Annotated in this window: 24 protein-coding genes and 2 tRNA genes; 11 read left to right on the top strand and 15 right to left on the bottom strand. The window is 43.4% G+C overall.

Annotated elements, in window-relative coordinates; genetic code table 11:
• Window positions 1-68: 68 nt before the first annotated feature.
• From QXL29_06865 to QXL29_06855, 3 genes are all read left to right on the top strand, one after another.
• Window positions 69-815 (top strand): DNA polymerase sliding clamp, encoded by a 747-nt coding sequence (locus QXL29_06865; protein ID MEM2284312.1) that lies wholly within the window; start codon window positions 69-71, stop codon window positions 813-815.
• Window positions 793-1,812 carry a hypothetical protein gene (locus tag QXL29_06860; GenBank protein MEM2284311.1) on the top strand — a complete coding sequence of 340 codons (1,020 nt, stop codon included), beginning with the start codon at window positions 793-795 and terminating at the stop codon, window positions 1,810-1,812. The genes QXL29_06865 and QXL29_06860 overlap by 23 nt, the downstream gene beginning before the upstream one ends.
• A gap of 397 nt (window positions 1,813-2,209) precedes the next feature.
• Complete coding sequence (locus tag QXL29_06855) at window positions 2,210-2,674, top strand: hypothetical protein (protein ID MEM2284310.1); 465 nt, start codon at window positions 2,210-2,212, stop codon at window positions 2,672-2,674.
• Between the two features lie 31 nt (window positions 2,675-2,705).
• Here the strand turns inward: QXL29_06855 and QXL29_06850 are convergent, their stop codons facing one another.
• Complete coding sequence (locus QXL29_06850) at window positions 2,706-2,972, bottom strand: MoaD/ThiS family protein (protein MEM2284309.1); 267 nt, start codon at window positions 2,970-2,972, stop codon at window positions 2,706-2,708.
• 592 nt (window positions 2,973-3,564) lie between these two features.
• Here QXL29_06850 and QXL29_06845 point away from each other — a divergent pair.
• The 4 genes from QXL29_06845 to QXL29_06830 all read left to right on the top strand — a co-directional run bounded on the left by QXL29_06845 (window position 3,565) and on the right by QXL29_06830 (window position 6,507).
• Window positions 3,565-3,638 (top strand) — tRNA-Thr (locus QXL29_06845).
• A 1,010-nt stretch (window positions 3,639-4,648) separates the two neighbouring features.
• Complete coding sequence (locus tag QXL29_06840) at window positions 4,649-4,786, top strand: hypothetical protein (protein MEM2284308.1); 138 nt, start codon at window positions 4,649-4,651, stop codon at window positions 4,784-4,786.
• Window positions 4,787-4,928: 142 nt separating this feature from the next.
• Window positions 4,929-6,308, top strand: coding sequence for an acetyl ornithine aminotransferase family protein (locus QXL29_06835; GenBank protein MEM2284307.1), 1,380 nt, complete (start codon window positions 4,929-4,931; stop codon window positions 6,306-6,308).
• Window positions 6,301-6,507: a hypothetical protein gene (locus tag QXL29_06830; protein MEM2284306.1), complete on the top strand. Its 207-nt coding sequence runs from the start codon at window positions 6,301-6,303 to the stop codon at window positions 6,505-6,507. Before QXL29_06835 ends, QXL29_06830 begins: the two co-directional genes overlap by 8 nt.
• Window positions 6,508-6,584: 77 nt before the next feature.
• Here QXL29_06830 and QXL29_06825 read toward each other — a convergent pair.
• Window positions 6,585-6,689, bottom strand: a tRNA-Pro gene (locus QXL29_06825).
• 59 nt (window positions 6,690-6,748) lie between these two features.
• Here QXL29_06825 and thpR point away from each other — a divergent pair.
• The 3 genes from thpR to QXL29_06810 are packed head-to-tail and all read left to right on the top strand — an operon-like array spanning window position 6,749 to window position 9,204.
• Entirely contained in the window at window positions 6,749-7,327 is a 579-nt protein-coding gene (gene thpR / locus QXL29_06820; protein MEM2284305.1) for an RNA 2',3'-cyclic phosphodiesterase, read from the top strand.
• On the top strand, window positions 7,320-8,753 hold the full coding sequence (gene cca, locus QXL29_06815) for a CCA tRNA nucleotidyltransferase (GenBank protein ID MEM2284304.1): 1,434 nt from the start codon (window positions 7,320-7,322) through the stop codon (window positions 8,751-8,753). The genes thpR and cca overlap by 8 nt, the downstream gene beginning before the upstream one ends.
• Before the next feature lie 34 nt (window positions 8,754-8,787).
• On the top strand, window positions 8,788-9,204 hold the full coding sequence (locus QXL29_06810) for a hypothetical protein (GenBank protein MEM2284303.1): 417 nt from the start codon (window positions 8,788-8,790) through the stop codon (window positions 9,202-9,204).
• A 31-nt stretch (window positions 9,205-9,235) separates the two neighbouring features.
• On the opposite strand, the gene QXL29_06805 is transcribed toward QXL29_06810, so the two are convergent.
• From QXL29_06805 to QXL29_06760, 10 genes are all read right to left on the bottom strand, one after another.
• Complete coding sequence (locus tag QXL29_06805) at window positions 9,236-9,676, bottom strand: DUF61 family protein (GenBank protein ID MEM2284302.1); 441 nt, start codon at window positions 9,674-9,676, stop codon at window positions 9,236-9,238.
• A 61-nt stretch (window positions 9,677-9,737) separates the two neighbouring features.
• Entirely contained in the window at window positions 9,738-10,373 is a 636-nt protein-coding gene (locus QXL29_06800; GenBank protein ID MEM2284301.1) for a V-type ATP synthase subunit D, read from the bottom strand.
• Window positions 10,345-11,778 (bottom strand): V-type ATP synthase subunit B, encoded by a 1,434-nt coding sequence (locus QXL29_06795; GenBank protein MEM2284300.1) that lies wholly within the window; start codon window positions 11,776-11,778, stop codon window positions 10,345-10,347. Before QXL29_06795 ends, QXL29_06800 begins: the two co-directional genes overlap by 29 nt.
• The gene (locus tag QXL29_06790) at window positions 11,768-13,549 is read right to left on the bottom strand and encodes a V-type ATP synthase subunit A (GenBank protein ID MEM2284299.1); all 1,782 of its coding nucleotides are present in this window, start codon (window positions 13,547-13,549) and stop codon (window positions 11,768-11,770) included. Before QXL29_06790 ends, QXL29_06795 begins: the two co-directional genes overlap by 11 nt.
• Window positions 13,550-13,903 carry a V-type ATP synthase subunit F gene (locus QXL29_06785; protein ID MEM2284298.1) on the bottom strand — a complete coding sequence of 118 codons (354 nt, stop codon included), beginning with the start codon at window positions 13,901-13,903 and terminating at the stop codon, window positions 13,550-13,552.
• A complete protein-coding gene (locus QXL29_06780; GenBank protein MEM2284297.1) occupies window positions 13,884-14,858 on the bottom strand; it encodes a hypothetical protein in 975 nt (324 codons plus the stop codon). The genes QXL29_06785 and QXL29_06780 overlap by 20 nt, the downstream gene beginning before the upstream one ends.
• A 4-nt stretch (window positions 14,859-14,862) precedes the next feature.
• The gene (locus QXL29_06775) at window positions 14,863-15,459 is read right to left on the bottom strand and encodes a V-type ATP synthase subunit E family protein (GenBank protein MEM2284296.1); all 597 of its coding nucleotides are present in this window, start codon (window positions 15,457-15,459) and stop codon (window positions 14,863-14,865) included.
• Between the two features lie 27 nt (window positions 15,460-15,486).
• Complete coding sequence (locus QXL29_06770) at window positions 15,487-15,966, bottom strand: ATPase (protein MEM2284295.1); 480 nt, start codon at window positions 15,964-15,966, stop codon at window positions 15,487-15,489.
• Window positions 15,967-16,114: 148 nt separating this feature from the next.
• Entirely contained in the window at window positions 16,115-18,145 is a 2,031-nt protein-coding gene (locus QXL29_06765; protein ID MEM2284294.1) for a V-type ATPase 116kDa subunit family protein, read from the bottom strand.
• Window positions 18,145-18,444 (bottom strand): hypothetical protein, encoded by a 300-nt coding sequence (locus QXL29_06760; GenBank protein MEM2284293.1) that lies wholly within the window; start codon window positions 18,442-18,444, stop codon window positions 18,145-18,147. The genes QXL29_06765 and QXL29_06760 overlap by 1 nt, the downstream gene beginning before the upstream one ends.
• A 350-nt stretch (window positions 18,445-18,794) precedes the next feature.
• Between QXL29_06760 and QXL29_06755 the strand changes: the two genes are divergently transcribed.
• Window positions 18,795-20,324: a PINc/VapC family ATPase gene (locus tag QXL29_06755; protein ID MEM2284292.1), complete on the top strand. Its 1,530-nt coding sequence runs from the start codon at window positions 18,795-18,797 to the stop codon at window positions 20,322-20,324.
• Between the two features lie 12 nt (window positions 20,325-20,336).
• Here the strand turns inward: QXL29_06755 and QXL29_06750 are convergent, their stop codons facing one another.
• From QXL29_06750 to QXL29_06740, 3 genes are all read right to left on the bottom strand, one after another.
• A complete protein-coding gene (locus tag QXL29_06750; GenBank protein MEM2284291.1) occupies window positions 20,337-21,089 on the bottom strand; it encodes a geranylgeranylglyceryl/heptaprenylglyceryl phosphate synthase in 753 nt (250 codons plus the stop codon).
• The gene (locus QXL29_06745) at window positions 21,076-21,390 is read right to left on the bottom strand and encodes a hypothetical protein (GenBank protein MEM2284290.1); all 315 of its coding nucleotides are present in this window, start codon (window positions 21,388-21,390) and stop codon (window positions 21,076-21,078) included. Before QXL29_06745 ends, QXL29_06750 begins: the two co-directional genes overlap by 14 nt.
• Window positions 21,391-21,522: 132 nt before the next feature.
• Entirely contained in the window at window positions 21,523-23,208 is a 1,686-nt protein-coding gene (locus tag QXL29_06740) for a hypothetical protein (protein MEM2284289.1), read from the bottom strand.
• Window positions 23,209-23,436: the final 228 nt, after the last annotated feature.

Genomic DNA, 23,436 nt, shown 5'->3' with positions numbered 1-23,436 from the left:
CGTCACCTAACCATAATGCATATTCTAATTTTTATTTGTTTGTGATGTCATTATTTCTGGTGTTAGATTTGAGTTTTACGGCTCCTGATGCTAGAGTGTGGTCTCACGTTATAGAAGCTACGGGTAAGTTTAGCGAGACAGGCGTCTTCGTGCTCAAGCCAGACGCTCTCCATATTAGGGCTATAGACCCCTCAAGAACTGCTATGATAGAGTTCTACATCCCTAAAGAAGCTTTCGAATCTTACGAGCCAGTGACTGAGAAAACCGTCTACTTAAGCATGGAAGACTTAAGCAAGATACTCAAGAGTGCTGGGAGGAATGATAAGCTCTCAATGTCTTTCTCAGAAGACAGCATGAGAATAGAATTCTCTGACGGCATAGTGACTAGGATATTCAAAATACCTCTGAGGCTTGAGATCGCGCACGAGGAGATCCCGAGCCTAGAACTAGAGTACTCGAATAAGTACGTGATGAGCGGCGACACACTATACGAAGCACTAGCGAGCATCGAGAAAGTTGGTGACGTGCTCAGAGTGAGTGGCGACGAGTCTACGTTGGTGCTGAAGTCTCTCGGCGACTTAGGTGAGGCAGAAGTGATATTGAGTCTTGAGAAAGGAGTTCTTAAAGAAGCTGACGTTAAGCACCCAGGGTTTGAAGTATCCTACAGTATTGACTACTTATCATACATGAAGAAACCTATTAAATCAAGCGATGAAGTAGCCGTCATGGTAGACAACGACCTGCCCATATGTCTCGAGCTGAGGTTCCTCTCGGGAAGCAAGTTGAGTTACTATGTCGCGCCGAGGACAGAGTGAGAAGAGCGACTATAGTCAGCTTCAGAAGCTACTTAGAGACTACTATAAGTCACTAAACGATTTCTTACTACCTGAAGACTTAATACTTAGGGAGTTTGCTTTCCAGACTCTTAACGGCAACTTCATCAGACACTTATCATTCCAGAACGTAATAGAGTTTAAGAATTTCTTAGTTAAAGAAACGCCTAAGAACTCTTACTACTCAGTAGCTCTGTATAGCGACCCTGCAGCACAGAAAATAGAAGACAAAGGATACATATTCGCTGAGTTATTTTTTGACATAGACGTTGATCATATACCCGAGTGTAGAACCCTGGAATACCACTTAATACCTGAGGCCACGCTAACCGTAGTGAGCAGGGAATGTGTGGAGGTCGGTAAGCAAGAGCAGCTAAAACTACTTGATATACTAACGTACTTTTTCGGCTTCAGCATGAGCGAGATCAGGATGTACTTCACAGGACACAGAGGCTTCCACACCCTAGTCAGGCCAAGAGAGGAGGATTGGTTAAGACTGGATTCAAGACAAAGAAGAGAATTAATAGACTTCATTAAGCTGAAGAGAGTGGAGAAAGCCGGTATCAGAAGCAGAAAAACAAAGTCTATCAAGTTCACCTCACTCTACACTAGAGCACTTAAGCTGATGGAGACAGACCCGACCTTAAGCTTCGAGGAAGCGTTAGTAAGTGCTAAGGTAGAGATAGACGAGCTAGTCACTCCAGACCTCACTAAGCTCGCTAGAGTAATTAATACACTGAACGGCAAGACAGGCTTAAAAGTCACTCTACTAACTAACGAGTCAGAACTAGTGAGTTTTAGTGTAGGCCCGCACTTATCGCCCTTCAAGAAAGATATTGTGGTGAGGCCCCGCTACTCGTCTAGAGAGGAATTAAGAATACTTGATTACTCCTTAAAACTAGTTAGAGGGAGAAACATCGTCGTTCCCGGGTGGGTTGCTGTCTACCTAGCACTAAATGACGTAGCTGAAATCATCTAACTCAAATCTGTGGTGACTCAGCTTTACAGAATCTAGTCTTTCTCGCTTTACACTCTAGCCTAGTGCAACTGTTTTTGGGTTTTATGAAGGTCTATAATGGTTGATGTAAGTTATTTTATTGTGGGTTGAGCTCGCTCACGATGTGGGTATGTGGTAAAGACCCGAGTGAGCGGGGCGTCTAAAGCCAGGATGTGGGGGTTCCCCCACAGCAATGAACCCGATGAGGGCGAGCTGTGGGTCGGGGTTACCCTGAAAGGGTAGAGACCAATGATAAGGCCTCCAATGAAAGGAGGCTTGAGGTCTGTGAAGCCAAGGGTCAATATCAACCAATATGAAGCCCGAACCCCGCTAATCTAATCTTTTATTTTCGTAGTCGCTTATTTTAGCGGGAGCTTCAATGATTAAAGATTTACTTAAGAGCGAGTTAACTGATTTGAAATTAGCTAAGTTGAGTAGGGAAGTCGTTGACGGTATCGTCAGGGAGGTTTCTTCTTTGATGGATTGGTGTTTGAGCATCCCCCTCATTGAGGTTTGCGAGAAAGAGGTCGTTATGATTAGCGACATCGCTGAGAAGCTAGGTAATGTAAGACTAGGTAAAGTTCTTGAGGCTGATCCTGCATCAATAGATTTAGCAAACGTTGACGGAGAGTTTCTAAGCAAGTTGGTCGAGTTAATAAGGAAGCATGAGAAGCTTGTTTTGATGGGTCTCTTAGACTCTGAAGGTAACGTGCCAGTCACAGTAACTTCAGATTACCTAGTCTTAGGCAATCACAGGTACTCGAAAGGTTCTCTAACGCTACTTAAGTCTACACTAGCTCTATTTCTAGAGGTAGCTGGACTTGTGAAAGTCGTGGAAGTGTGAGGAGTAGTAAGAGAAGACTAAACCAGCTTACTCAACCACCCATCTCCGGTGTTAAGAAAGTCACGCTGTCGCCGTCTCTAAGAACATGATTTAAGTTAAGTACACCAACTCCGTTGACTGATATGTATAGGAAGAGCCTCCCCTCAAGAATCCCCTCACCAACTCTCCTACTAATCTTGTCTCTAATAATTTTTAGGAGGTCAGCAAGCGTTGAGCCCTCGCTCAACTCAACTTCATAAACTCTTCTGCCCTCAACTAAATCACTAGCTCTACCAAGGAATGTTACTCGTACCCTCACACCCCCTCCCATGAAGCACTTAGATAAGAGGATATTTTAATTATATATTAACGCAGTTAAATAATACAGCTACTACAGTCCAACAACAGCTATGCTACCTCAATTATCAAGATTCTTACAACACAAGCTCTACGGAAGTGAAGAGCATTTGCTACTAAAAACCCTTTAGATTGAGGAGACGGGTGAATACTTCATAGCAGACAATAAGAGAGTTTATGTATGTATGGACAGCGGGCGCAGTTAGGAATGTTTTCCCAACACTCAGCTTCACTGGTTGAGGTGAACCCACACCCGTCCATGAACGAGCACTCTAGGCATGAGGATAGGTGACTAAGATAAAGCCTGAAAAGCATTTCTGAGTATCTGCCGCTCAGCTCCACTGACAGGAGCTTTTAAGTCTCCGCACTTCCGAAAATCACAATCTGACGTATGTTAGTGAAGCATCATAAATTTTATGAGTTGCTTACTCCCCAGGTTTTCTAGGAGGGAAAAACAATGTCCTTAGACCGTGGTAACTTAGAAAGAATAAGAAGAGACAAACAGAGAGGCAGAAAAACTAAAAAGCCTTCAACACTTAAAATACATAGTGTGAGCCGCCGTAGCTCAGCCGGGTAGAGCACCGGCCTCGTAAGCCGGGGGTCGCGGGTTCGAATCCCGCCGGCGGCTCTTGCCTTAAAAGGGTTGATGACTTATAGACATGCCATGATTTAAATGATTGGTCTTGCGGATTCATGAGTTTCGTTACGAGTTCTGCTGGATGTGGGTCTCTTTCGGAGATCAGTAATTTAACAAGATTATAAACTAGTAGTTTTACGTCTTGAGGTATTGTTGAAAGACTATCTACGTAGTCTATCGGCATAGGGAATCCTGTTAAGCCCAATACTAACACTACAGCTCCTATCACATCCTCAATACTCCAACTTGACGGATAGATAGGTATAAACAACCTTACGTGGAAGACGATTCAGCTCTAATAGTTTCAGGTAGCGTGTTGAAGAGCTTAAGCTTCTACTGGAGGAAGAAGATAGTAAACTACCAGTCCACGCTGAACAGCACGGGTTGAAAGCATTTAGGAAGCTTAGGAAAATGTACAAGAAGTGGAGAAGGGAAGTAAAGAACTATATTGATTAGGCTATGAAGAACGCTGTGGGGTGGCTTACTGAAGAGGTATTTCAAAAGCTTTGGTTAGCTACCCGAGGTACCTAGCTCAAAACTGTGATAAGTTCTTCAATGTGAATTTCGAAGCAGTTCACGTCTGAACATACGGATACCTCCTGAGGAGAATTGCCGAGGTATGCGAGGAGTGCAGCATCGGGGTTGAGCTCGTTAGTGAAGAGAACACGTCCATAACATGCTCACCATACAGAATAAAAAGACCAAAACCACAATAGAGTATATAGAGGCCTGCTGAAGTGCTACAAACACAACAGAGTATTCAACGCAGACCTAGTAGAAGCACATGATATCCTACTCAAGACAGAAACTATAGCCACTAAGTCCCGCACTGTGTAGGGTAGAGCGCCCGAGACCGAGCACAGGACTGAATTCAACTCTAGCCTGGGGATGTAGCCTTAAACCTCTCCAGAACCCTCGCTCTTCAGGACAAGGAGGAGGTCAGCTATTAGTAGTGCGTAAGTACCTCATAGCTACTTAAGTTCTTAGGCAATAGATTCATAATGTCTGAGAACGTAACTAGGAAACATACTAGGCACGAGAAAGTGTTTCCTAGAAAGATACGACAAAACATAGAAGATATAAGAGGTGAGGGAAGCAAAGCTTGCGTGATTCAATATCACATAATCTTAAGGAAATGAAACTTCAAGCTAAGGCTGAGAGTCTCGTGAGTTGAGTCGTTGGGTTCGAATCTTGTAAGGGCTTAGTTTTTAACAATAAAAATGTTTTATGCGTTAGTAAAATTTTTATACTTGCGCGAGTAATACTATTGGTGAGTAAATAGTGTTTTATTATTATGACAGGTACGATCCTAAGAGTCTGCCTAAAATAGTTGTAGAGCCGCCTGGTCCTAAGTCTAGGGAGATTATCGAGAGAGATCATGAGTTGCTAATGCAGTCTTTTGTTAGGTGGTACCCTCTCGTTGCTAAGAGTGGGTACGGAGTTGTGATAGAGGATTTTGACGGTAATTTATTCGTTGACCTCAACTCAGGTATTGCTGTCATGAATGTCGGGCATAGTCACCCTAGGATAGTTAAGGTTGTTGAAGAACAAGTCAGGAAACTAATACATTATTCACTCACAGACTTCTACTACGAGGAAGTAGTTGAGTATTCTGAGAACTTGTCTAGGATACTCCCCATTCCTGGTAAGAAGAAATTCTTCTTCGGTAACAGCGGTGCTGAGGCTATTGAGGCCGCAATGAAGATCAGTAAAGGTATTGCCGGAGGTAAGAGACCGTATATAATGGCTTTCATAGGCTCTTTTCACGGTAGAACGCACGGAGCAATGTCTTTAACAGCTAGCAAGCCAGCACAGAGGAAAGGCTTCCAGCCACTACTTCCTGGAATAATCCACGTTCCCTACCCATACCCGTATAGGTGCCCGTTCCACGTAGACCCTGAAGAATGCGGTGACGCGGTAATAGGGTTTATAGAAGAGTGGATATTTAGAAGAATGGTAGACCCTGCAGAAGTTGCTGCAGTGTTCATAGAGCCTATACAGGGTGAGGGAGGCTACGTAGTACCGCCTGATGACTTCTTCCCCAAACTAAGGAAGCTAACGAGAGACAACGGGATACTACTAGTCGCTGACGAAGTTCAGAGCGGGTTTGGGAGGACTGGCAAGTGGTTTGCGATAGAGAATTGGGGTGTAGACCCAGACTTAATAACTATGGCTAAAGCGGTAGCCTCGGGCATACCGTTAGGTGTAGTGGGTGGGAGAGAAGAAGTGATGAGTCTGCCACCAGGGTCTCACGCAAGCACTTTCGGGGGGAACCCTGTAGCTCTGAAAGCTGGCACTGAAGTCATAAAGATAATTGAGAGTGAGAAGCTTCTTGAGAACGCTGAGAAAGTTGGTAGTTACGTGCTGAAGAGAGCTAAGGAATGGATGGACCAGTACGAGATAGTTGGTGATGTGAGAGGGAAAGGTTTGATGATAGGGATAGAATTAGTCAAGAACAGAAAGACTAAAGAGTACGCTAGGAAGGAATTAGAGTCTTTCCTAACCAAGTGTTTTAAGAAAGGTGTTGCAGTGATAGGTGCTGGGTTCTCAGCTATAAGGATAGCACCTCCCCTAGTCATATCGCAAGAAATAATGGAGAGGTCGATGAACATAATGGAAGAAGTCCTTAAGGAGGTTATGAGGGAACACAGTATTGCTTGAAGAGACGGTAATCAACGCGTTGAAAGAACTTAAATCAGCTACTTTCGAGGATTTACGTAAGTATCTACGTGAGGAGAAGAAAGAAGAATTTCTAGACATTGAACTAAGAAGAGTCTTAACAAAACTTCTTAAAGAAGGTAAGATAGAGAAAGTACCTGACCCTAGAAAAAACAAGTTTCTTTTCAGTATTAGGTCTTGACTTAAGAAAGCGTCTCAGCCCTTATTTTCTCTCCTGATTATTTACTAAACCTTAGGAGATGACCGACGCGAATTGTTTGGTGGGGCCGCGGGGATTTGAACCCCGGACCACCAGCGATCCGGAGGTACCCATCGGGGAGGCTTCCCCAGGCTGGCATCCTATCCAAGCTAGACGACGGCCCCTACACCAAAGATTTCTGTTTAAGTTATCTTTTAAATATTTAAGCCTGATCAAAATTTGGTTGAGAGTCTTGGTAAGACTCTTCGTAGCTGTCGAGATAGAGAATAGCGATGTTTTGAGGAACGTGACTAGGTTTAGAGACGCTATCGTGTCTTGCTCTAAAGGAAAGGGAATTAAGGGGGTTGAGGACGAGAACATACATTTGACTCTGAGATTTATTGGTGAGGTTCCTGACAGTTACGTTCCACAAATAAGTGAGTGTGTGTCACGCGCTAACGAATTCACCAAGTTTCAGGTAAGGATTGAGGGTGTTGGTGCGTTCCCCTCCGTAAGCAGGCCTAGAGTGTTGTGGGTAGGAATTACTGAGGGCTTCGACAAATTAAGAGCTATAAGAAACAGACTAGAAGAGTGTTTAAGACGTTATGCAGAACCTGACAGAGAGGAATTCGTACCTCACATAACTGTAGGTAGGGTGAAGGGCTCTTACGACAATGTGTGCCTGAAAAACGTTGTCTCAACTTATGAGAATACGCTGTTCGGGCTTACTCAAGTAAGTAAGGTAAAACTAAAGAAGAGTATTTTGAGACCTGAGGGTCCTGTATACACGGACATCACCGTAGTCGATTTAAAGGATGGTTAAGTTGAGTGAAGACTTACGCGAGCTACTTGAGGAAGTCAAGAAAGAACTTAGACCAACAGAAGAGGAAATAAGGAAGGGTTTCGACTTATTCAAGGAGATAAGAGAATCAATAGAGTCTTCTCTAAACATAAGCTACGACTTCACAGTTTCTTTAGAAGGGTCTTTCGCTAAGGGAACCTCAATTAGGGGCGACATAGACCTTGATGTATTCATACTTGTAAGAAAAGAAGACTTAAATAATGAGTGGATTGAGGAGAATATCATAAAGCAGTTACTGAAGAGCAAGTTATGTAAGTATCCGCTTCAGCTTAAGTACGCTTCACACCCATACGTAACGCTACGAGTAGAAGACTTCGAGATCGACGTGGTGCCGGCTTACTGGGCTAAAGACCCCAAAGAGATAACGACTGCCGTAGATAGAACCCCATTCCACACCAGATACGTGAATTCTAGACTAAACGAGTACACGAGAGATGAAGTAAGGCTACTAAAGAAGTTCTTGAAAAGCATGGGTATTTACGGGGCTGAAGTAAAGGTTGAGGGATTTTCAGGATACCTCACTGAATTAATTGTGATAAAGTACGAGTCATTCATTGAAGCTCTTAAAGCTGTGAGCGGGTGGCGCGAGGGTGAGGTAGTAATAATTGATGATAAGCTACTACGAGAGCACCTAACTCCAAGAGAACTCAGAAAATTGTTTAGAGATGATGTCTTGATAGTACCAGACCCTGTCGACCCTAGGAGAAACGCCGCATCCGCAGTTTCTGACAGGGCTTTAAAGATAGCCATAATAGCTTCTAACACGTTCCTCGCAAAGCCCTCGAGAAAAATGTTTTTCTATGAACCGCGAGTAAAGCCGCATAGTGAGTTGATTAAGTTTCTTGACGAGAGTGAGAGGAGAGTCCTACTACTTAGGTATTTAGTCCCTAGAAATCTGCCTCCAGACGTTTTATGGGGAGAACTCAAGAGAGTCGGTAAGAGATTGGCTAGTTTGTTAGAGAATTACGGATTTTACGTAATAGATTATGACTTCTGGAGTAACGAGCTAGACCAGGCCTTCATAGCTTTAGACTTAGCTAGCAGAGGTGACTTACCCTCATATGAGGTCAGAGTAGGACCTCCTAAAGTTAGTAAGGGTCTCTTAAATTTTATAACGAAACACAGCTCTTCAGGCAAAACCTTAGCTGTGTGGGTAGCGAGAGACGGCTCCCCCAAAGTAATAACTAAGAGGAAATACAAGAGTGTTCAGGAATTGCTAAGCTCTCTTAGTAGTAAGGAACTCTCAGCTAAAGATTTAACCTTCTTAAGCATCATCAGTGAATTTACTGATATCCCTGAAGACCTTAAGAAAGATAAAGACTTCATGACTTGGCTTACCAACTTCGTTATGAAGGAATATCCCTACATAGAGCTTCAACATACTTAAAAACTTTGCTAAGAATAAATGCTAAGGTGTTTGAATGCCGCTGAGAGAAAACATAATTGACGCGAGATTTAATGGGAGAGAGGTAGAGTTCAGAGTTCTTGGAGCTCCAGAACCTATCAGAGGAGTTGTCGATGAAGTTTCCAGGTATGAGATAGGGGTAATATCAAATGATAAAGTATATGTTCTCTTCAGGCACGCCATCTTAACAGCTACTGTAGAGCCTTCAGACCTCCACGGTTTTAGCACTGAGCAACTAAATGACACAGTAATTGACGCTGAGTTAATAGGTGTTGAGCTAGAACTCCACCTAATTGACGGGTCTGTCATTTCAGGAGTATTGTCTAAGATATCTAAGTACGAGGTAGGTGTGAGGGCGGGCGATAAAGGATTAATAATACCTAAGTCCTCAATAACGTACGCTATAATAAAATCTCGACCAACCAGAGAGTAAGCTTTAGGTGCTGGTTTCTTCTCCAGCCGGATTACCAGACCTCCTCGTAATCTCTGATTTCCTTCAAAACTTCAGGACTGACAACGTACTGAATCAGAGTTCCTATTTTTCTCCTCAACTCTGCTAGCTGAACTGGATAGACGTAGAGTGGGGTAGTGTGGTGAATTCCTAAGAGAGTAGAAATTAGCTTAGTAGCTACTTCTTCTCTTATGACGCCCGTAGTGACTGTTTGCGCCGGGATTAGCTCTATGTATATTGGCAACATGAGTCTCTCAGCATCTTCTCCTATAACTTCTTTAGCGAGCATCAACTCAGATTTACGAAACATATGTATATCGCCACTCAGAGTGAGGATGTGTGGGTAGTCTTCTTTTAAGAGTTCTGTAAGTGTCTTTCTTTTTGCCGCCACATAACTGTTCACAACTCTCAACTCTCTCTCCAGCAAGTACTCAAGAGTTTTGTCCTCACCCATGTATGAAGACCTCACAAGACTCTATGAAGATCCTCACCGAACATCTATGTCGCAACAAAACTTATATACGTGCTTTACGTGATAAGACTTGCTTGATACGTTTCCTCCTAATCTTGTCTTCTCTTTCTCTTTCTTCAAACTTCATTCTCAGGTATTTTATGGTAGCTCTAAGTCTTGGTATTATAAGGTTTTCTAAAGCGTTGACTTTCCTCTTGACTTTCTGGACTTCCTTACCTACCTCAAGTAAGGATATTTCCGCTTCAGCTAACCTAATTATTCTTTTTATTACGTCCTCGTAGCACTCGCTCACCTCCTTAAGCGTGACGGGGTATGCTGACGGGTCATAACGACCCTCAACAATTTCATGCTCAAGTAATGGTAGCTTAACTCCAGCAACTATTCTCGAACCAACGACAACATTGAAGGACGCTATCTTAACATTCGAGAATTCCTCGAAAGTCCAGGGTGCCACATACGATGAAGCCCTTATTAACTCTCTCTCACACCTCACTATCTCCTCATGAACTCTCAGCCTGTGCTCTACTACCTCCCTATACAGAGCTACCAACTCTTGAGTTAAGATTAGCAACCTGTCTCTAAGCACTCGGTGAAGCCTTCTAGCAGTCGCTAGCCTACGCCTGAGTCTTATGAACTCTATCTTGGTAGGTCTAGCCAGCCTGAGCATCTGTTGTGACACTAGCTCCCACCGAAGACCTGTATTTCGGATGATATTTTCGTATGTTCTCAATACTTATTAACTTCAACTCTTCTTCCGGCAGGACTGAGAGAACCTCCCAGCCTAAGTCAAGCGTTGTCTCAATATCTCTTCGTTCGTTCTCTCCTTGATTAATAAACTTCCTCTCAAATAAGTCAGCAAAGTTTAGATATTTCCTATCTCTCTCACTAAGAGACTCAGCCCCTATTATAGCTGAGAGCTCCCTCAAGTACTGACCCTCCGTGTAAGCAGCTATCATCTGCATGAAGACTTGATAGTGGTCTTCCCTAGTCTTTCCCGGCCCTATACCATCTTTCATTAGTCTAGAAAGAGACAGCAAGACGTCAACAGGTGGGTATAAGCCCTTCCTAAACATATCTCTCGAAAGAACTATCTGACCCTCAGTTATATAGCCTGTTAAGTCAGGTATTGGGTGAGTTATGTCGTCGTCAGGCATCGTCAGTATAGGCATTTGAGTAACAGATCCTTTCTTGCCAGTTACTTTACCTGCTCTCTCGTATATTGTTGCTAAGTCTGTGTACATGTAGCCTGGGTATCCCCTCCTTCCAGGAACTTCTTCTCTGGCAGCCGAGAGCTCACGTAGTGCTTCAGCATAGTTTGTCATGTCACTCATTATTACTAGGACATGTATGTCGTGTTTCCAGGCAAGAAACTCTGCTGTCGTGAGAGCTACCCTAGGAACTGCTATCCTCTCTATCACTGGTGACGAGGCAGTATTTATGAATGAAATCACATTCTCTATGTTTTTAGCTTTCTTAAGTGATTCTATGAAGAAGTATGCTTCCTCGTAAGTCACCCCTATAGCCGCAAAAATTACAGCAAATCTCTCTTCTTTACCTCTCACAGTAGCCTGCCTCACTATCTGAGCAGCTATCCTATTATGTGGTAATCCAGCCCCGCTGAATATCGGTAGTTTCTGACCCCTCACTATAGAGAAGAGAGCGTCTATAGCAGAAATACCAGTCTCTATGAATTCTGACGGCGGTTCTCTCATGGCAGGATTTAGTGGGGCTCCGTTAATGTCTAGCCAGTCTTCAGGAATTATTTTAGGTCCGCCGTCAATCGGGTTTCCTAGACCGTCGAATATTCTTCCGAACATATCTAGAGACACGGGAATCTTTAAAGTCTCTCCCTTAAACCTAACTCTGATTAAGTCTACGTTTATCTCGCTAACGCCACCAAAGACTTGAATGACGCTTATGTCTTTACCTACGTCTATGACTTGACCTACTCTAGACTCGCCGTTAGGCAAGACTACCTCAACTACCTCACCATATTTAATTCCCTCAACAGACTTAACGAGTAGTAGAGACCCCCTAGCACTTAACGCTCTCCTAACTTCTTTAACACTTAAGCTAAGAACCACTTGACCCACCTACTCGGAGTTTCCCGAAATAATCGTTTATGTTTTTGATTAAGTCTTCGTAGACTTTCCTGAATTCTTCATTACGTACTTCCTTCATTCTAGCTATGCGTGAGATTACAGGGGCTTCCCTGATCTTGCTGAGGGGCACCCCCTCACTTAAAGCTTTCGATGCTTCCTCATAGAACTTAATGATGACATCTAGCATAAGGACAGTCTTCTCAGGCGAGCTGTAGGCGTCTATCGGGTGGTAAGCACTTTGCTGCAGGAAGTCTTCTCTAATCATCTTAGCCACATCTAGAAGCAACTTATCAGGGTCTGGAAGAGCTTCAGGACCTACCAACCTAACTAACTCCATCAACTCAGACTCTCTCTGAAGTATCTTCAAAGCCTCATAACGTAATTTCAGCCAGTTCTTGAAATCGCGTTCCCACCACCTAGCAACAGTCTCCACGTACTGAGAGTAACTAAGTAACCAGTTAATTGCTGGGAAGTGCCTCCTGTTAGCTAGCGACACATCAAGAGCTAATAGAGCACCAATGTATCTGAGCGTGTTGGTAGTGACTGGCTCGCTGAAGTCTGCTCCTGGGGGAGACACAGCCCCTAAGATAGTTAGAGATCCTACTCTGCTCGGATTACCTAGAGTAACTACTCTGCCAGACCTCTCGTAAAATTCCGCGAGTCGCGAACCTAGGTAGGCGGGGAACCCCTCATCTCCAGGCATTTCTTCAAGTCTCGCACTTATTTCTCTCATTGCCTCAGCCCACCTAGAAGTCGAGTCAGCTACCATGAGTACGTCATACCCCATATCCCTGAAATACTCGCCAATAGTCACCCCTAAAAAGACGCTAGTCTCTCTAGCGGCTACGGGCATGTTAGAAGTGTTAGCTATGAACACAGCTTTCTCTGAGAGAGGCCTGCCTGATGCTGGATCACTGAGTTTCCTGAAGCTATGTAGTGCGTCAGCCATCTCATTACCTCTCTCACCACACCCCACGAATATATTAACTTGAGTTCTACTCCATTTAGTCAAGGTATGCATAAGTACTGTCTTGCCGCTCCCAAATCCTCCGGGCACTGCTGCCTTACCTCCTTTTGCTACTGGGAACATCAGGTCTAGTACTCTAGTCCCGGTTATGAGTGGTTCAACAGGTTCTAGTCTGGCTTTGTAAGGTCTTGGCTTACGTATAGGCCACTTACTCATCAACTTTACTTCCTCTTTTCTCCCCCCACCAACGTCAATAACAGCTATAGTTTCTTCGACTGTGTAGTCACCGTCTGGAGCTAACTCCTTCAACACACCTGAAAGTCCTGGAGGAACCATAATTTTGTGTTGTAGTATTGGAGTCTCTTGAACATACCCTAATATAGTACCCCCCTCTACCTTGTCACCCACTTTAATGTCTGATTTCCTGAAAAACCACTTAACGTCTCTAGGTAAAGCAGGTAATTTAACTCCCCTGCTCACGAAAGCGCCGTAAAGCTCGCCAATAACTGATAAGGGTCTCTGAAGCCCGTCATATACTTTCCCTATAAGTCCAGGACCTAGTTCTGATGAGAGTAGCCCTCCAGTACCTTCTACGGGCTCGCCAACACGCAACCCCGAGGTATCCTCGTAGACTTGTATGAAGGCTCTATCGCCTTGCAACCCAATTACCTCACCTATGAGTCTCTCTTCACCTACTAAGACTACCTCATAAACCATTGAGCCCTCCATACCCTCAGCCACTATCAAGGGGCCTGAGACTCTCAGTATCTTGCCTTTAATCAACACTCACACCTCAATGCTAATACCTAAATAAGACTTGATCATACGTAAGTAATATTCTCTTACGTCTATCTTAGAAACTTCCTTAGAACTGGGTACGAACACTACTAGAGGCTCCTCCCTCACCTTCTGCACCTTATCAGCTACTAAATCTCTAAACCTATACTGTATTATTACAACACCAACAGAAGGGTCCTCATACAGTCTCGCTAGCGACTCACCCAACCTCTTCTTAAGCTCAGTAATGTCTTCAGCATCAGAAACCTCGACAAACCTCCTAACACCAGCTAACTTAAAACCGTTAATGAAGCTTAAGTCACCAACAACTACTACGTCTTTCTTACTCGGTAATCGACTCATAAAGTCTTAACCACCTCCCCACCTCATCCTTAATTAAATCTGGTGAGTACCCAGAATTAATTAGAAATACCACGTAAGAAAGAAGAGAAAACTCAACCTCTTTGAGGAGGAAGTAGTCGAGTAAGGTGTCGACAGAGACTGGAAGTGACTTAAGCGTGCTATGACAAAAATGTGTTGGCAGGATAGACAGCACGTATTCGAAGTCGTGTGTGTTCTTAGAGGCTCTGAATACAGCTTCTTTCTGTTTCTGCGTCAATACTGCCGCAGCAACTCTTAAATCTCCTCCTTCTAATAAAGCCTTCCTTAAAAGATACTTAACTCTCTCAAACTCTCTAAGAAACTCCACACATCTAAGTCCGTAAGAAGAGACATTTAGCTTTATTAGAGAATTCCTGAGACTTCTGAAGTAAGACTCACTTAATCTCGTGTAAAGCTCGCTAAAGTTTAACTCACTAATTTTCAGCTTCCTATACTCGCTGAAAACTGAGGATATCACCTCACTCATAAAACCTTTCTTACTCATTACCGAAACAACTTCACTCACGTCTTTAGCGGCCTTAAGAGATTCAGCTACGTGCATATCTAAGTACGTGGTTTCTCTTAACCCAGTACTTACAACGCCTATTAAGTCATTGATTACATACTTGCTCATGTAGAGGTCCACCACACCTACCACCTCCTTAGAAGGCTTGATTAAGTGTATCATATTCCTTAAATCGCTCTCCCAACACTTCAGTAATTTAGAGTATATTGTTACGCGAGATAAGGATAAGCCACTCCTCAGCTCACTACTGAGACAAGAGCTAATCTCGAATTCCTGCAGGGCAGATAACAAGCCAGGGAATGTGTAAGTAATTAATTCGTTTATTCTCTTCATATTCTCTGGATGTATAGTTTTATGAGAACGTATCTTGATATGATTAAAGAAGACCTCGTCATTCACTGTAACGGTCACTAAACTAACCTCCGAAAACCTCGTCGTTTAATTTCTTATAAACGAGAGAGAGTAGTCTTTCAAGTCTAGTAACGTAGGTGTTGTCTAGACCTAAAGACCCGTCTTCCGACTCTACCAACACACCACCCACACTTTCTGGAGAAAGAATCTTTATCTCTTTAACCCTGTCTTCAATACCTAGTTCCCTTAACACGTCCTTAATTAACGGAATATCTTTCTCAACAACGCACACATTTATCTTCTGTGCTACGTGTAGCTCGTTAAGACACTCAGTAATTAATTTCTTAAGAGATTTTTTTCTCTCCGCGTCACTCATCTCTCTTATCTTGCTTAAGATTTCCTCTCTTAATTCTTTGATTAGCTCATTCTTCAAGTTCAGAAGTCTCGTGCTTACTTCTAAGTTTTTCTCACTCAGTTTCTTTGAGAGTTCGTCTCTTAATTCCCTCAACTCAGCTTCTCTTGCTAACTCATACTTCCTCGAATACTCTTTCATAGCTTCATCTAGTATCTTCTTAGCTTCTTCTTCAGCACTCTTTATTATGGCGTCTGCTTTGGCTCTGGCTTTCTTCAGGATTTCTGCGCGTAACGCTTCTAAGCTCATGTCTTCATCCTCGCTAGTAGGAGAGTCTTAGATTGGTAAGCCAGCAACTAACGTCGTTAGTAGGTATCCGAGGACCATTCCTAATATGCCGAGCATTTCAACATAAGCAGCAAGTATTAGTGACGGGACTAGCATCCTGCCACCGGCTTTAGGCAACTCAATAATACCAGACATACATATCACACCTTGATACCACGCCGAGAATAACTCTGCAACCATGACGAAAGCTCCTATACCTAAGAACGCGCCTGCCTTAAGCCAAGTCACTTCAGGAATCCCTGGTAGAACAGAAGTAAGTCCTAGCAAAGCGAATATGAACCCATAGAATGTCTGAGTCATGGGCAAAGAAGAGAGTATGAGTACTTGCTTAAAACTGCCTGGATCCTCAGATATGACGGAAAGTCCTGCTGAAGCAGCTCTACCTATACCTACTGAAGACCCTATAACACCTCCTACAACCCCTAGAGCAAGCCCGAGAGACGCTACAGCTTGAGGACTCAAAGACACTACACACACCTCGTTAAATTTTATAAAAAGTTTTTAAGCTTTGCACACAAAAATTTGACTCACTACGACTCAACAGAGTTGGCCCGCCTTAAATAAGTGAAACTCTATTCACGATAGTTCACTAAAGCTTGCAGGATCTAGGGCTGAACTATCTGATCTTACCTAAAGTAACGTGTTTTTCTATCTTCAAAGTAAATGGCATGAATTCCCTCCCGTTTCCGTCATACCACTTAGGAAGGAATTCAACGAAGCACAACCTCATAGAATGGACAAAGCCTCCTATAGCTCCGAAAACCAGGTTGAACATATTCATGAATACTGCGACAGCCAGCATCACCACCAAGCCCAAGACAGCACCTACGACAGGCGCTAACCTCGAGAAATATTCGTAGATGCTGAAAGATAGCTTATTGAAGTTGACAGCCATTACGTAAGTAGCTATACCTAACCCAGCTAGTCTAGAATACGATAGGACGTCTCCTAACAAGCCAGTGATGTTGAATATCCACATGAAGAGGCCCACACCACCTAAAGATTTGACAGTCCCTACTATCATTACTAATACTCCGATTAGTGATGCGTAAAGAATATAAGTATATGCTTCTCCACTCAAGGGCAACAACTCGTAGTGGAGGAATTCATGCAAAACATATGGTATGCCGAAAATCTCTGAGATTATTAAGCCGACCCCACTCAAGACTCTACCTAAATCTCTCGCTTTAAAACCTACAACAACTGAGAGAACATGTCCTATGTTTATGTGTATAAGGCCGATAACTAGCGCTAAAACTAGGAAAAACATGGGGTCTGCTAAATTAATTAGAGTTGGCACGTTAATTAGCCCACCGCCCCCGTTACTAGCAACGACCAACACAATACGTCCTCTTTCTAAACCTACTGAGTATCCTGCGAAAGTGTTTGATAACACGCCGAAGACTGTGGCCGAGATACTCAACGTTAGCAACATCTTCTTTAATGAAGAGTAGCCGGGTGAGTAGGGATTATCTACGAACCCGCTCTTATCCAAGACATACTTAACTAGCAGAAGAAGTACTAAGCCGTAGACAGCGTCAGCCATCATCAACCCAAAAAATACTAAGAAAGAGTATGTGAGGATCGGGGTAGGGTCCCACTCACCAGGTGATGGCAAGCCGTAAAACTTTGTTAAGAGTTCGAAAGGCTTGAGCGGTCTTGGATTCCTTAATTTCGAGGGAGGCTTCTTGTCTGACGAAACCTTAACTATTAAATAAGTACTTATTTCACTGCTTAGCTTGTTTTCTACCGCCTTGATAGACTCTTCTGGAACCCACCCTTCTATGGCTAACAAGTACTCCCCGCTAGCGGCACTGAGGAGGAAATCAAGTTTAGACTTAACTATGTCGTTGATTACCTTAGCTAGGGCGAGTAACTCTAGGTTATCTCTCAAGATTTTCTCTAGTTCTTGGTCTATCTTTGCTAAAGTAGCTCTAAGTTCTTCTACGTGTTTGCTCAAGTAGTTTAAGTAGTTAGATATCGTGATGTCTTGCTTAGGAAATACTATAATTTCTGCTCTAGCCCTACTAAGCAACTCCTGAACTTCTTTCCAAGCGCTAGAAACGCCAACTACAAAAATTATCATCTCGTCCTCTACTAGGCCAAACTTGAATATTACGTCTTTAGGTATTGAGGTAATAAGCGGCTCCATGTCTTGAGACTTACCTAACGCCACAACAGAGAAGAGCGCTTCCCCAGTAAACGAAAGCTCGAAAACTTTCAGGTCCTCACCGACTTCACGCTTGATTATCTCCAATACCTTAATTTGTTTTAGACACTCACTGATCTCATCAGTTAGTTTCTTCTTATTATTAACTAAGTTCTCGATTTCTTGATGTACCTTACTCAGTTTGAGGTAGAGCTCATCTACCGTCCTATCTAAATCCTCAAGACTAACTTCTTTTTTGAGGTCTACTATAGTGAACTTATAGTAGTTCTCGACAGTATCTACTAGACTTGAGAAAGACCGTACCTTCTCAGCATAGATCCTGAGCTTCTCTCTGTCTTCCTCACTTAACTCTCCTGAAGTCTCTACGTGAATAACACCTAAACTTTGAAGTACGTTAGTGGCCTTACTACTCAAGTCTTTAGGGATTAGCAACCTGACGTAGTGGAGTCTCTCAGGAGTAGACACTATGAGTGCCATCATAACTCCCTTAAACCCATGACTAAATCAACTATCTCTTTAACTAAGTCCTTCTTCTTCTCAGCAAAAGACTTTAGAATTGCCTGCCTTCGTTCCTCTGCTCTCAACTCGATATCCTTAATCCTTAACTCAAACTCTCTCACAATCTTCTCTTTCTCTTCAGGTCCGAGAAGACCTACTAAAGACCTTGACTTGAGTTCCGCAGCCTCCCTCCTAGCCTTACTCAAGATTTCCTCTGCTTTCTTCCCGGCCTCCTCAACTATCTTCCTAGCCTCTTCCTCTATCTCACTGATTGACATTCAAACCCCTAAAAAACACCATACGACACCTTATTAATTATGTGTTACCATGGTTGAACACCTCACTAACCACATCACTATAGAAAACCCGCCTCAAAATTCTTGAGAGACGAACTCACGAATATACTCAGAAACTACAGCTCTGAGACCTGTACAGGACAAGAAGAGAGTCTCCAAGACCTGGCGTGAGACTAAACTCGCAAGGGGAGCACGCCCCCAAACCCTCTAGAACCTGTTCGTGACGAGAGAGGTTAGTGCTTCGCGAGAGGTCCTAGACCGCGAATGGGTGATGTCCTCTGAGATAGCGTTATAATTGTTCTTATCTTAAATATTTGAGATGGGTGTGTGGTGTGAGAGAAGTTGGGGTAGAGACTTACGTGCCTGACGCTAGCGTAATAACTAACGGAGTACTTAAAATGATTGTAGTAGAGGGCAAGATTAGAGGCACTCTAGTCATTCTCAGGGAACTCATAGATTATTTCGAGTCTCTAGCTAAGAGTAATAGGTCGCTCGGCATACTAGGACTTGATGAAATGAGGTTTGTTAGAATAGCATGTAGTTCTAGGGGGATACCAGTCGAGGTCCTCTCCAGCAGTAGGAGAGCTGAAGATATAGACGCTCTAGTTAGGTGGTATGCTCTAGAGACTGGCGCAACTTTAATAACTTCATCAAAGACTCAGCAACTAGCTAGCGAGGCTCTCGGAGTGAAAGTTTTTTACGTGGAGCCGCCTAGAAGTCGCTTGATAACGCTTGAGAAGTTCTTTGACGAGAAGACTATGTCCGTACATTTGAAGGAAGGAGCACCCCCCTACGCCAAGCAGGGAAGACCTGGTAAGTGGAGACTCGTTCAGCTCTCAGAGAACCCATTAAGTAGAGAAGAAATAGAAGCAATAGCTGATGAGATTCTTGAAGTGGCTCGCACAGACCCTGAAGCCATTATAGAGATCGAGAGACCTAACTCAATAATAATACAGTTGAATCAATACAGAATAATAATAGCGAGACCTCCGATGAGTGATGGGTGGGAAATAACTGCGGTAAAGCCTCTTGTGAGGCCTAAGCTGGAAGACTACGTCCTCCCAGAAAAACTCATGAAGAGACTTGAGGAGAAGGCCGAGGGCATATTAATAGCTGGTGCTCCGGGGATGGGTAAGACCACATTCGCTCAAGCTCTCGCGGACTACTACAGAAGGAAGAACAAGGTCGTCAAGACTATTGAGTCTCCTAGAGACATGCACCTACCTCCTGAAGTCACTCAATATTCTAAAACGTACGCTACTTCTGATGAACTTCACGACATACTTCTCCTCTCGAGACCCGACTACACAGTATTTGATGAGTTGCGGACGGATAACGATTTCAAGCTATATGTTGATTTAAGGCTCGCCGGGATAGGCATGATCGGAGTGATCCACGCAACATCACCTATTGACGCATTACAGAGGTTCATCGGGAGGATAGATTTAGGTATGATACCTTCAGTCATTGATACAGTGCTTTTCCTAGAGGAGGGTGAGGTGCGTAAGGTATATGATGTCAGCATGAGTGTTAAGTTGCCGACAGGTCTTAAGGAAGCAGACCTCGCAAGACCTGTAGTTGAAGTTAGAGACTTCTTAAGTGGGCAACTCGAGTACGAGATGTATACCTTCGGCGAGCAAACTGTCGTAGTTCCAGTCAAGCAGGCGGTAGGGGGTGACTTCGAGGCTATAGTTAGGAAAGCAATATTATCGCTTCTCCCCTCAGCCGAGATAACTTTTGACGGCAGTATAGTCACGGTGGTAGTACCTAAAGAAGAAGCTAGGTCAACGAGAAAGCTGAAGAGAAGATTAGCAAATATTGAGAGGAAGTACGGAGTAATAATCTCTCTCAGAATAATTTAATGTATGAAAACACTATTTCTTCTTAACAGCTCTTATGATTTCTCTGGCTTTCTCGGCATTCTCTTCTATTGCGGTGCCAGTCACTACTATATCAGCACCCGAATTAATAGCTTCTTTAGCGTGTTCGTAGGTCCTTATTCCACCACCAACTATCAGCACGGAGTCTCCCTTAACCGCTGAAGCTTTCCTCAAGAACTTGGGTGGTATAGGTTCTGGAGCTCCTGAACCTGCTTCCAGATACACGTACTTCATACCTAAGAACCTAGCTGCCAAGACGTATGCCACACCAAGTTCTGGCTTGTCGTAGGGGACTGGTCTCGCTCTCCCAACGTAACCCGCTGCGCCTCCGTACCCGACTATCACGTATCCTGTAGGGAGGACTTCCAGCTCGTACTTAGCTACGAGCGGCGCCCCAAGTACTTGAGCTCCTATGATGAAGTAGGGGTCGTCTGAGTTTAAGAGTGACATGAAGAGTATGGCGTCAGCATGCTTCGAGATTCCTGAGACGTTACCTGGAAACAGTATTACTGGCAACCCCCACTTCTTCAAGCTAACTACTACCTCATCTACGTCTCTTTCCGAGACTCCTATCGAGCCGCCTATCAAGAACGCGTCAGTACCTTCAGAGACTGTCGTCTCAGCTATCTTATCAACCTTACTCGAGTCACTTATTTTGTCAGGATCTAGTAGAGTAAAGTGTATCTTCTCTCCCGAGTTAAGCTTATTTCTGAGATACGAGTCAACCCAGAACCTACGTCCACTCACTAGACTCCCCCTTCTCAAACCAAGTCTTCATCTTATCACTACCAAAGAGTTCTAAGAACCTAGAATACGCGTCAACAGCCTCAAAGATAGAAGGCAACTCTATTAACTCGGCTCTCAACCCACACGCTGGATTCATACACCTAATTAAAGCTTTCTTCTTCTCCTCACCAGCGTCGTTGACGTACGTCTCAACATCTACTATTATAGTCATTGAACCGCATGCAGGACATTGAAAAATCTTCGGCAAAGTCCTCTGCGGAGGCCTAAACACCTTATACTTCTTCCTACTCCTCCTCCCCACACAACCACCAATACACTAAGAACACGAGTCTTATAAGTAATTTCTGAGAAACCGTTTCCCGACCCAAGGATTCTGTAAGTTTCTTAAGGCGGAGACTAAAAGTCTAGGTCTTACGTGTTTTATCTGCTAACGTTATTCAAGCCTAAAGTATATTCCAGCAGGGACGTTGTAGTAGCAGGTATTGCTTTTGTATTGATACTGGCTAATAGACATGTATACAACCTCGGATACGTTGTAGCCTCTTCCATCATACATTCCGTGATTGACTATGTTACCACTAATACGTATTGAAGGTCCCTGTGCTGATATGGAGACCTGAAATGCTGAAGAGAATTTTATAGCAGCCAGGCATGCTGGTGTGTTAGGACCGTAGCCAAGCCCTATACACACAGCTAGTGCTGCCGCCGCCCCGACTGGAATACCTACTTCAAAATCACTTTCGCAAACGTCAAAATACGGGAAGATCAGCTCAAAAGCCATGTATTCCCTCGGTTGCAGTATTCCGTCCGCTAGCATCGTGTTCGGAATTTTTGGATTTATTAACTCAGTTCCGTTAAAGAACATCCGCATTAAGTTGTCATGAGGTAACCCGTCATTCATGCCTCCCACTATTTGAAGCCCGCTAGTTAGTACGTCATAGATTGCACTTTCTGCGTCGTCTCTAATATACACACGAATTAACTCACTACCTCTACCAGTGCATGTGACTCTATAAACTTTGTATATAGCGAACATAGGTCTAGTCCATATCCATATCCACTTACTCTGGAGTGGCTCTACTACCGCATTGTAGCCGAAGTAGTATGTGGACCCGCCCCACGTGAAGCCACTACCTCTCCATAACTTCACGTTTGGAATGAGACCGCTTGCTGTTGAGTTAAGTATTGCCCCGCTCGTGAGAGTTGGGTAAACTCCTACATTTCCTTGACTTATACCTATGTTAATACTTGCGCCGACCACACCGCTTAGCGAGAGAGGATTGCTTACTATCAGTACTGGCGTTTTCACGTACAAGACCCCATTGGGATTGTTGAAGTAGTCACTCGGTAATTGAGTAGTTAGGTTCGCCGGGCCAATTAGCGTCACTAGTTCTCGTTCTATCCACCAAATCCCGCAGCGTCCTGAAGGCTCTATTCCCTTACCGAACTCCTCAATACTTGCTTGTAAGAGTAAGACCTCATACTGCCTAACAATGGCGTGTTCTACGTAGAGCTTAATAGGCTTTAGTGAATCTCTTACTAAACTCATTGTGACTCTTATTGATTTTTCTCGCGTTATTTCTACTGGTTTGTAGGTTATGGAGTCGTATGCTTCAAACAGTATGTCGCCAGAACTACCGTTATAGATGAACAACCTAATTATTAATCCTGAGTACGTCTCTTCAGGATTTCCTTCTCTCAAACTATATATAGAAATCCACTCTCTCGAGATTTCAAGTAGCTTATCTAAACGAATGAATACTGTCTTCTTAGGTTTTGCAGTAATTTTAGTCATCGTTAATGCAGCTTCCTCAGATTCGAGACTTGAAGGAGTTATAGCGTTAATCTCCAAATACATAAGTACATCAGGATTTTTAAGTATCTTTGAAGTCACATCCACTAATTTCTTCTCTTCAACACTTATATCGTAGAGGTTTATAGTAAGTAGAATTCCAGGACCTGCATTCTCACTATTCATCACAACATAGTAAGCTGTCAGAGCAGAACCTGCCAGCAAAAGAGTAATAAGTGCTAGAACACCTAGATTTCTAACAGTAAATATTCTTAAAACTCTCTTAACAGTTGCATCAGGCTTCACGTACTCATCCGCCGAATTCATTCTCTTGAAAGAAAATATAAATTTTACTGTATTATAATACAAATTAGAAAATTTAAACATAAGAGAGTCAGAGACGCTGGAAGGTTAAAAATATGAGGTTTAATTGCCTGGAACTCAACCAATCTCCTCAATAGTATGGAGTGATTATTGAGTATAGGCTCAGCTAACCAATAACTACGTAAGCACTATATTTACTACTGAAAGCCTAGTCTCTTAGGGTGGGAAGGA

Origin of the sequence: Zestosphaera sp. (assembly GCA_038843015.1) — an archaeon.
Classification (GTDB): Archaea; Thermoproteota; Thermoprotei_A; order Sulfolobales; family NBVN01; genus Zestomicrobium.
This window is presented reverse-complemented; position numbering and strand designations above follow the sequence as displayed.

Bases quoted from the DNA above. Each gene is read 5' to 3' on its own strand.
- QXL29_06775 (MEM2284296.1), bottom strand. From the start codon at position 15,459: ATGAGCTTAGAAGCGTTACGCGCAGAAATCCTGAAGAAAGCCAGAGCC.
- QXL29_06805 (MEM2284302.1), bottom strand. From the start codon at position 9,676: ATGGGTGAGGACAAAACTCTTGAGTACTTGCTGGAGAGAGAGTTGAGA.
- QXL29_06855 (MEM2284310.1), top strand. From the start codon at position 2,210: ATGATTAAAGATTTACTTAAGAGCGAGTTAACTGATTTGAAATTAGCT.
- QXL29_06860 (MEM2284311.1), top strand. From the start codon at position 793: ATGTCGCGCCGAGGACAGAGTGAGAAGAGCGACTATAGTCAGCTTCAG.
- QXL29_06760 (MEM2284293.1), bottom strand. From the start codon at position 18,444: ATGTCAATCAGTGAGATAGAGGAAGAGGCTAGGAAGATAGTTGAGGAG.
- QXL29_06740 (MEM2284289.1), bottom strand. From the start codon at position 23,208: ATGAATTCGGCGGATGAGTACGTGAAGCCTGATGCAACTGTTAAGAGA.
- QXL29_06785 (MEM2284298.1), bottom strand. From the start codon at position 13,903: ATGAGTCGATTACCGAGTAAGAAAGACGTAGTAGTTGTTGGTGACTTA.
- QXL29_06765 (MEM2284294.1), bottom strand. From the start codon at position 18,145: ATGGCACTCATAGTGTCTACTCCTGAGAGACTCCACTACGTCAGGTTG.
- QXL29_06840 (MEM2284308.1), top strand. From the start codon at position 4,649: ATGTCTGAGAACGTAACTAGGAAACATACTAGGCACGAGAAAGTGTTT.
- cca (MEM2284304.1), top strand. From the start codon at position 7,320: ATGGTTAAGTTGAGTGAAGACTTACGCGAGCTACTTGAGGAAGTCAAG.
- QXL29_06810 (MEM2284303.1), top strand. From the start codon at position 8,788: ATGCCGCTGAGAGAAAACATAATTGACGCGAGATTTAATGGGAGAGAG.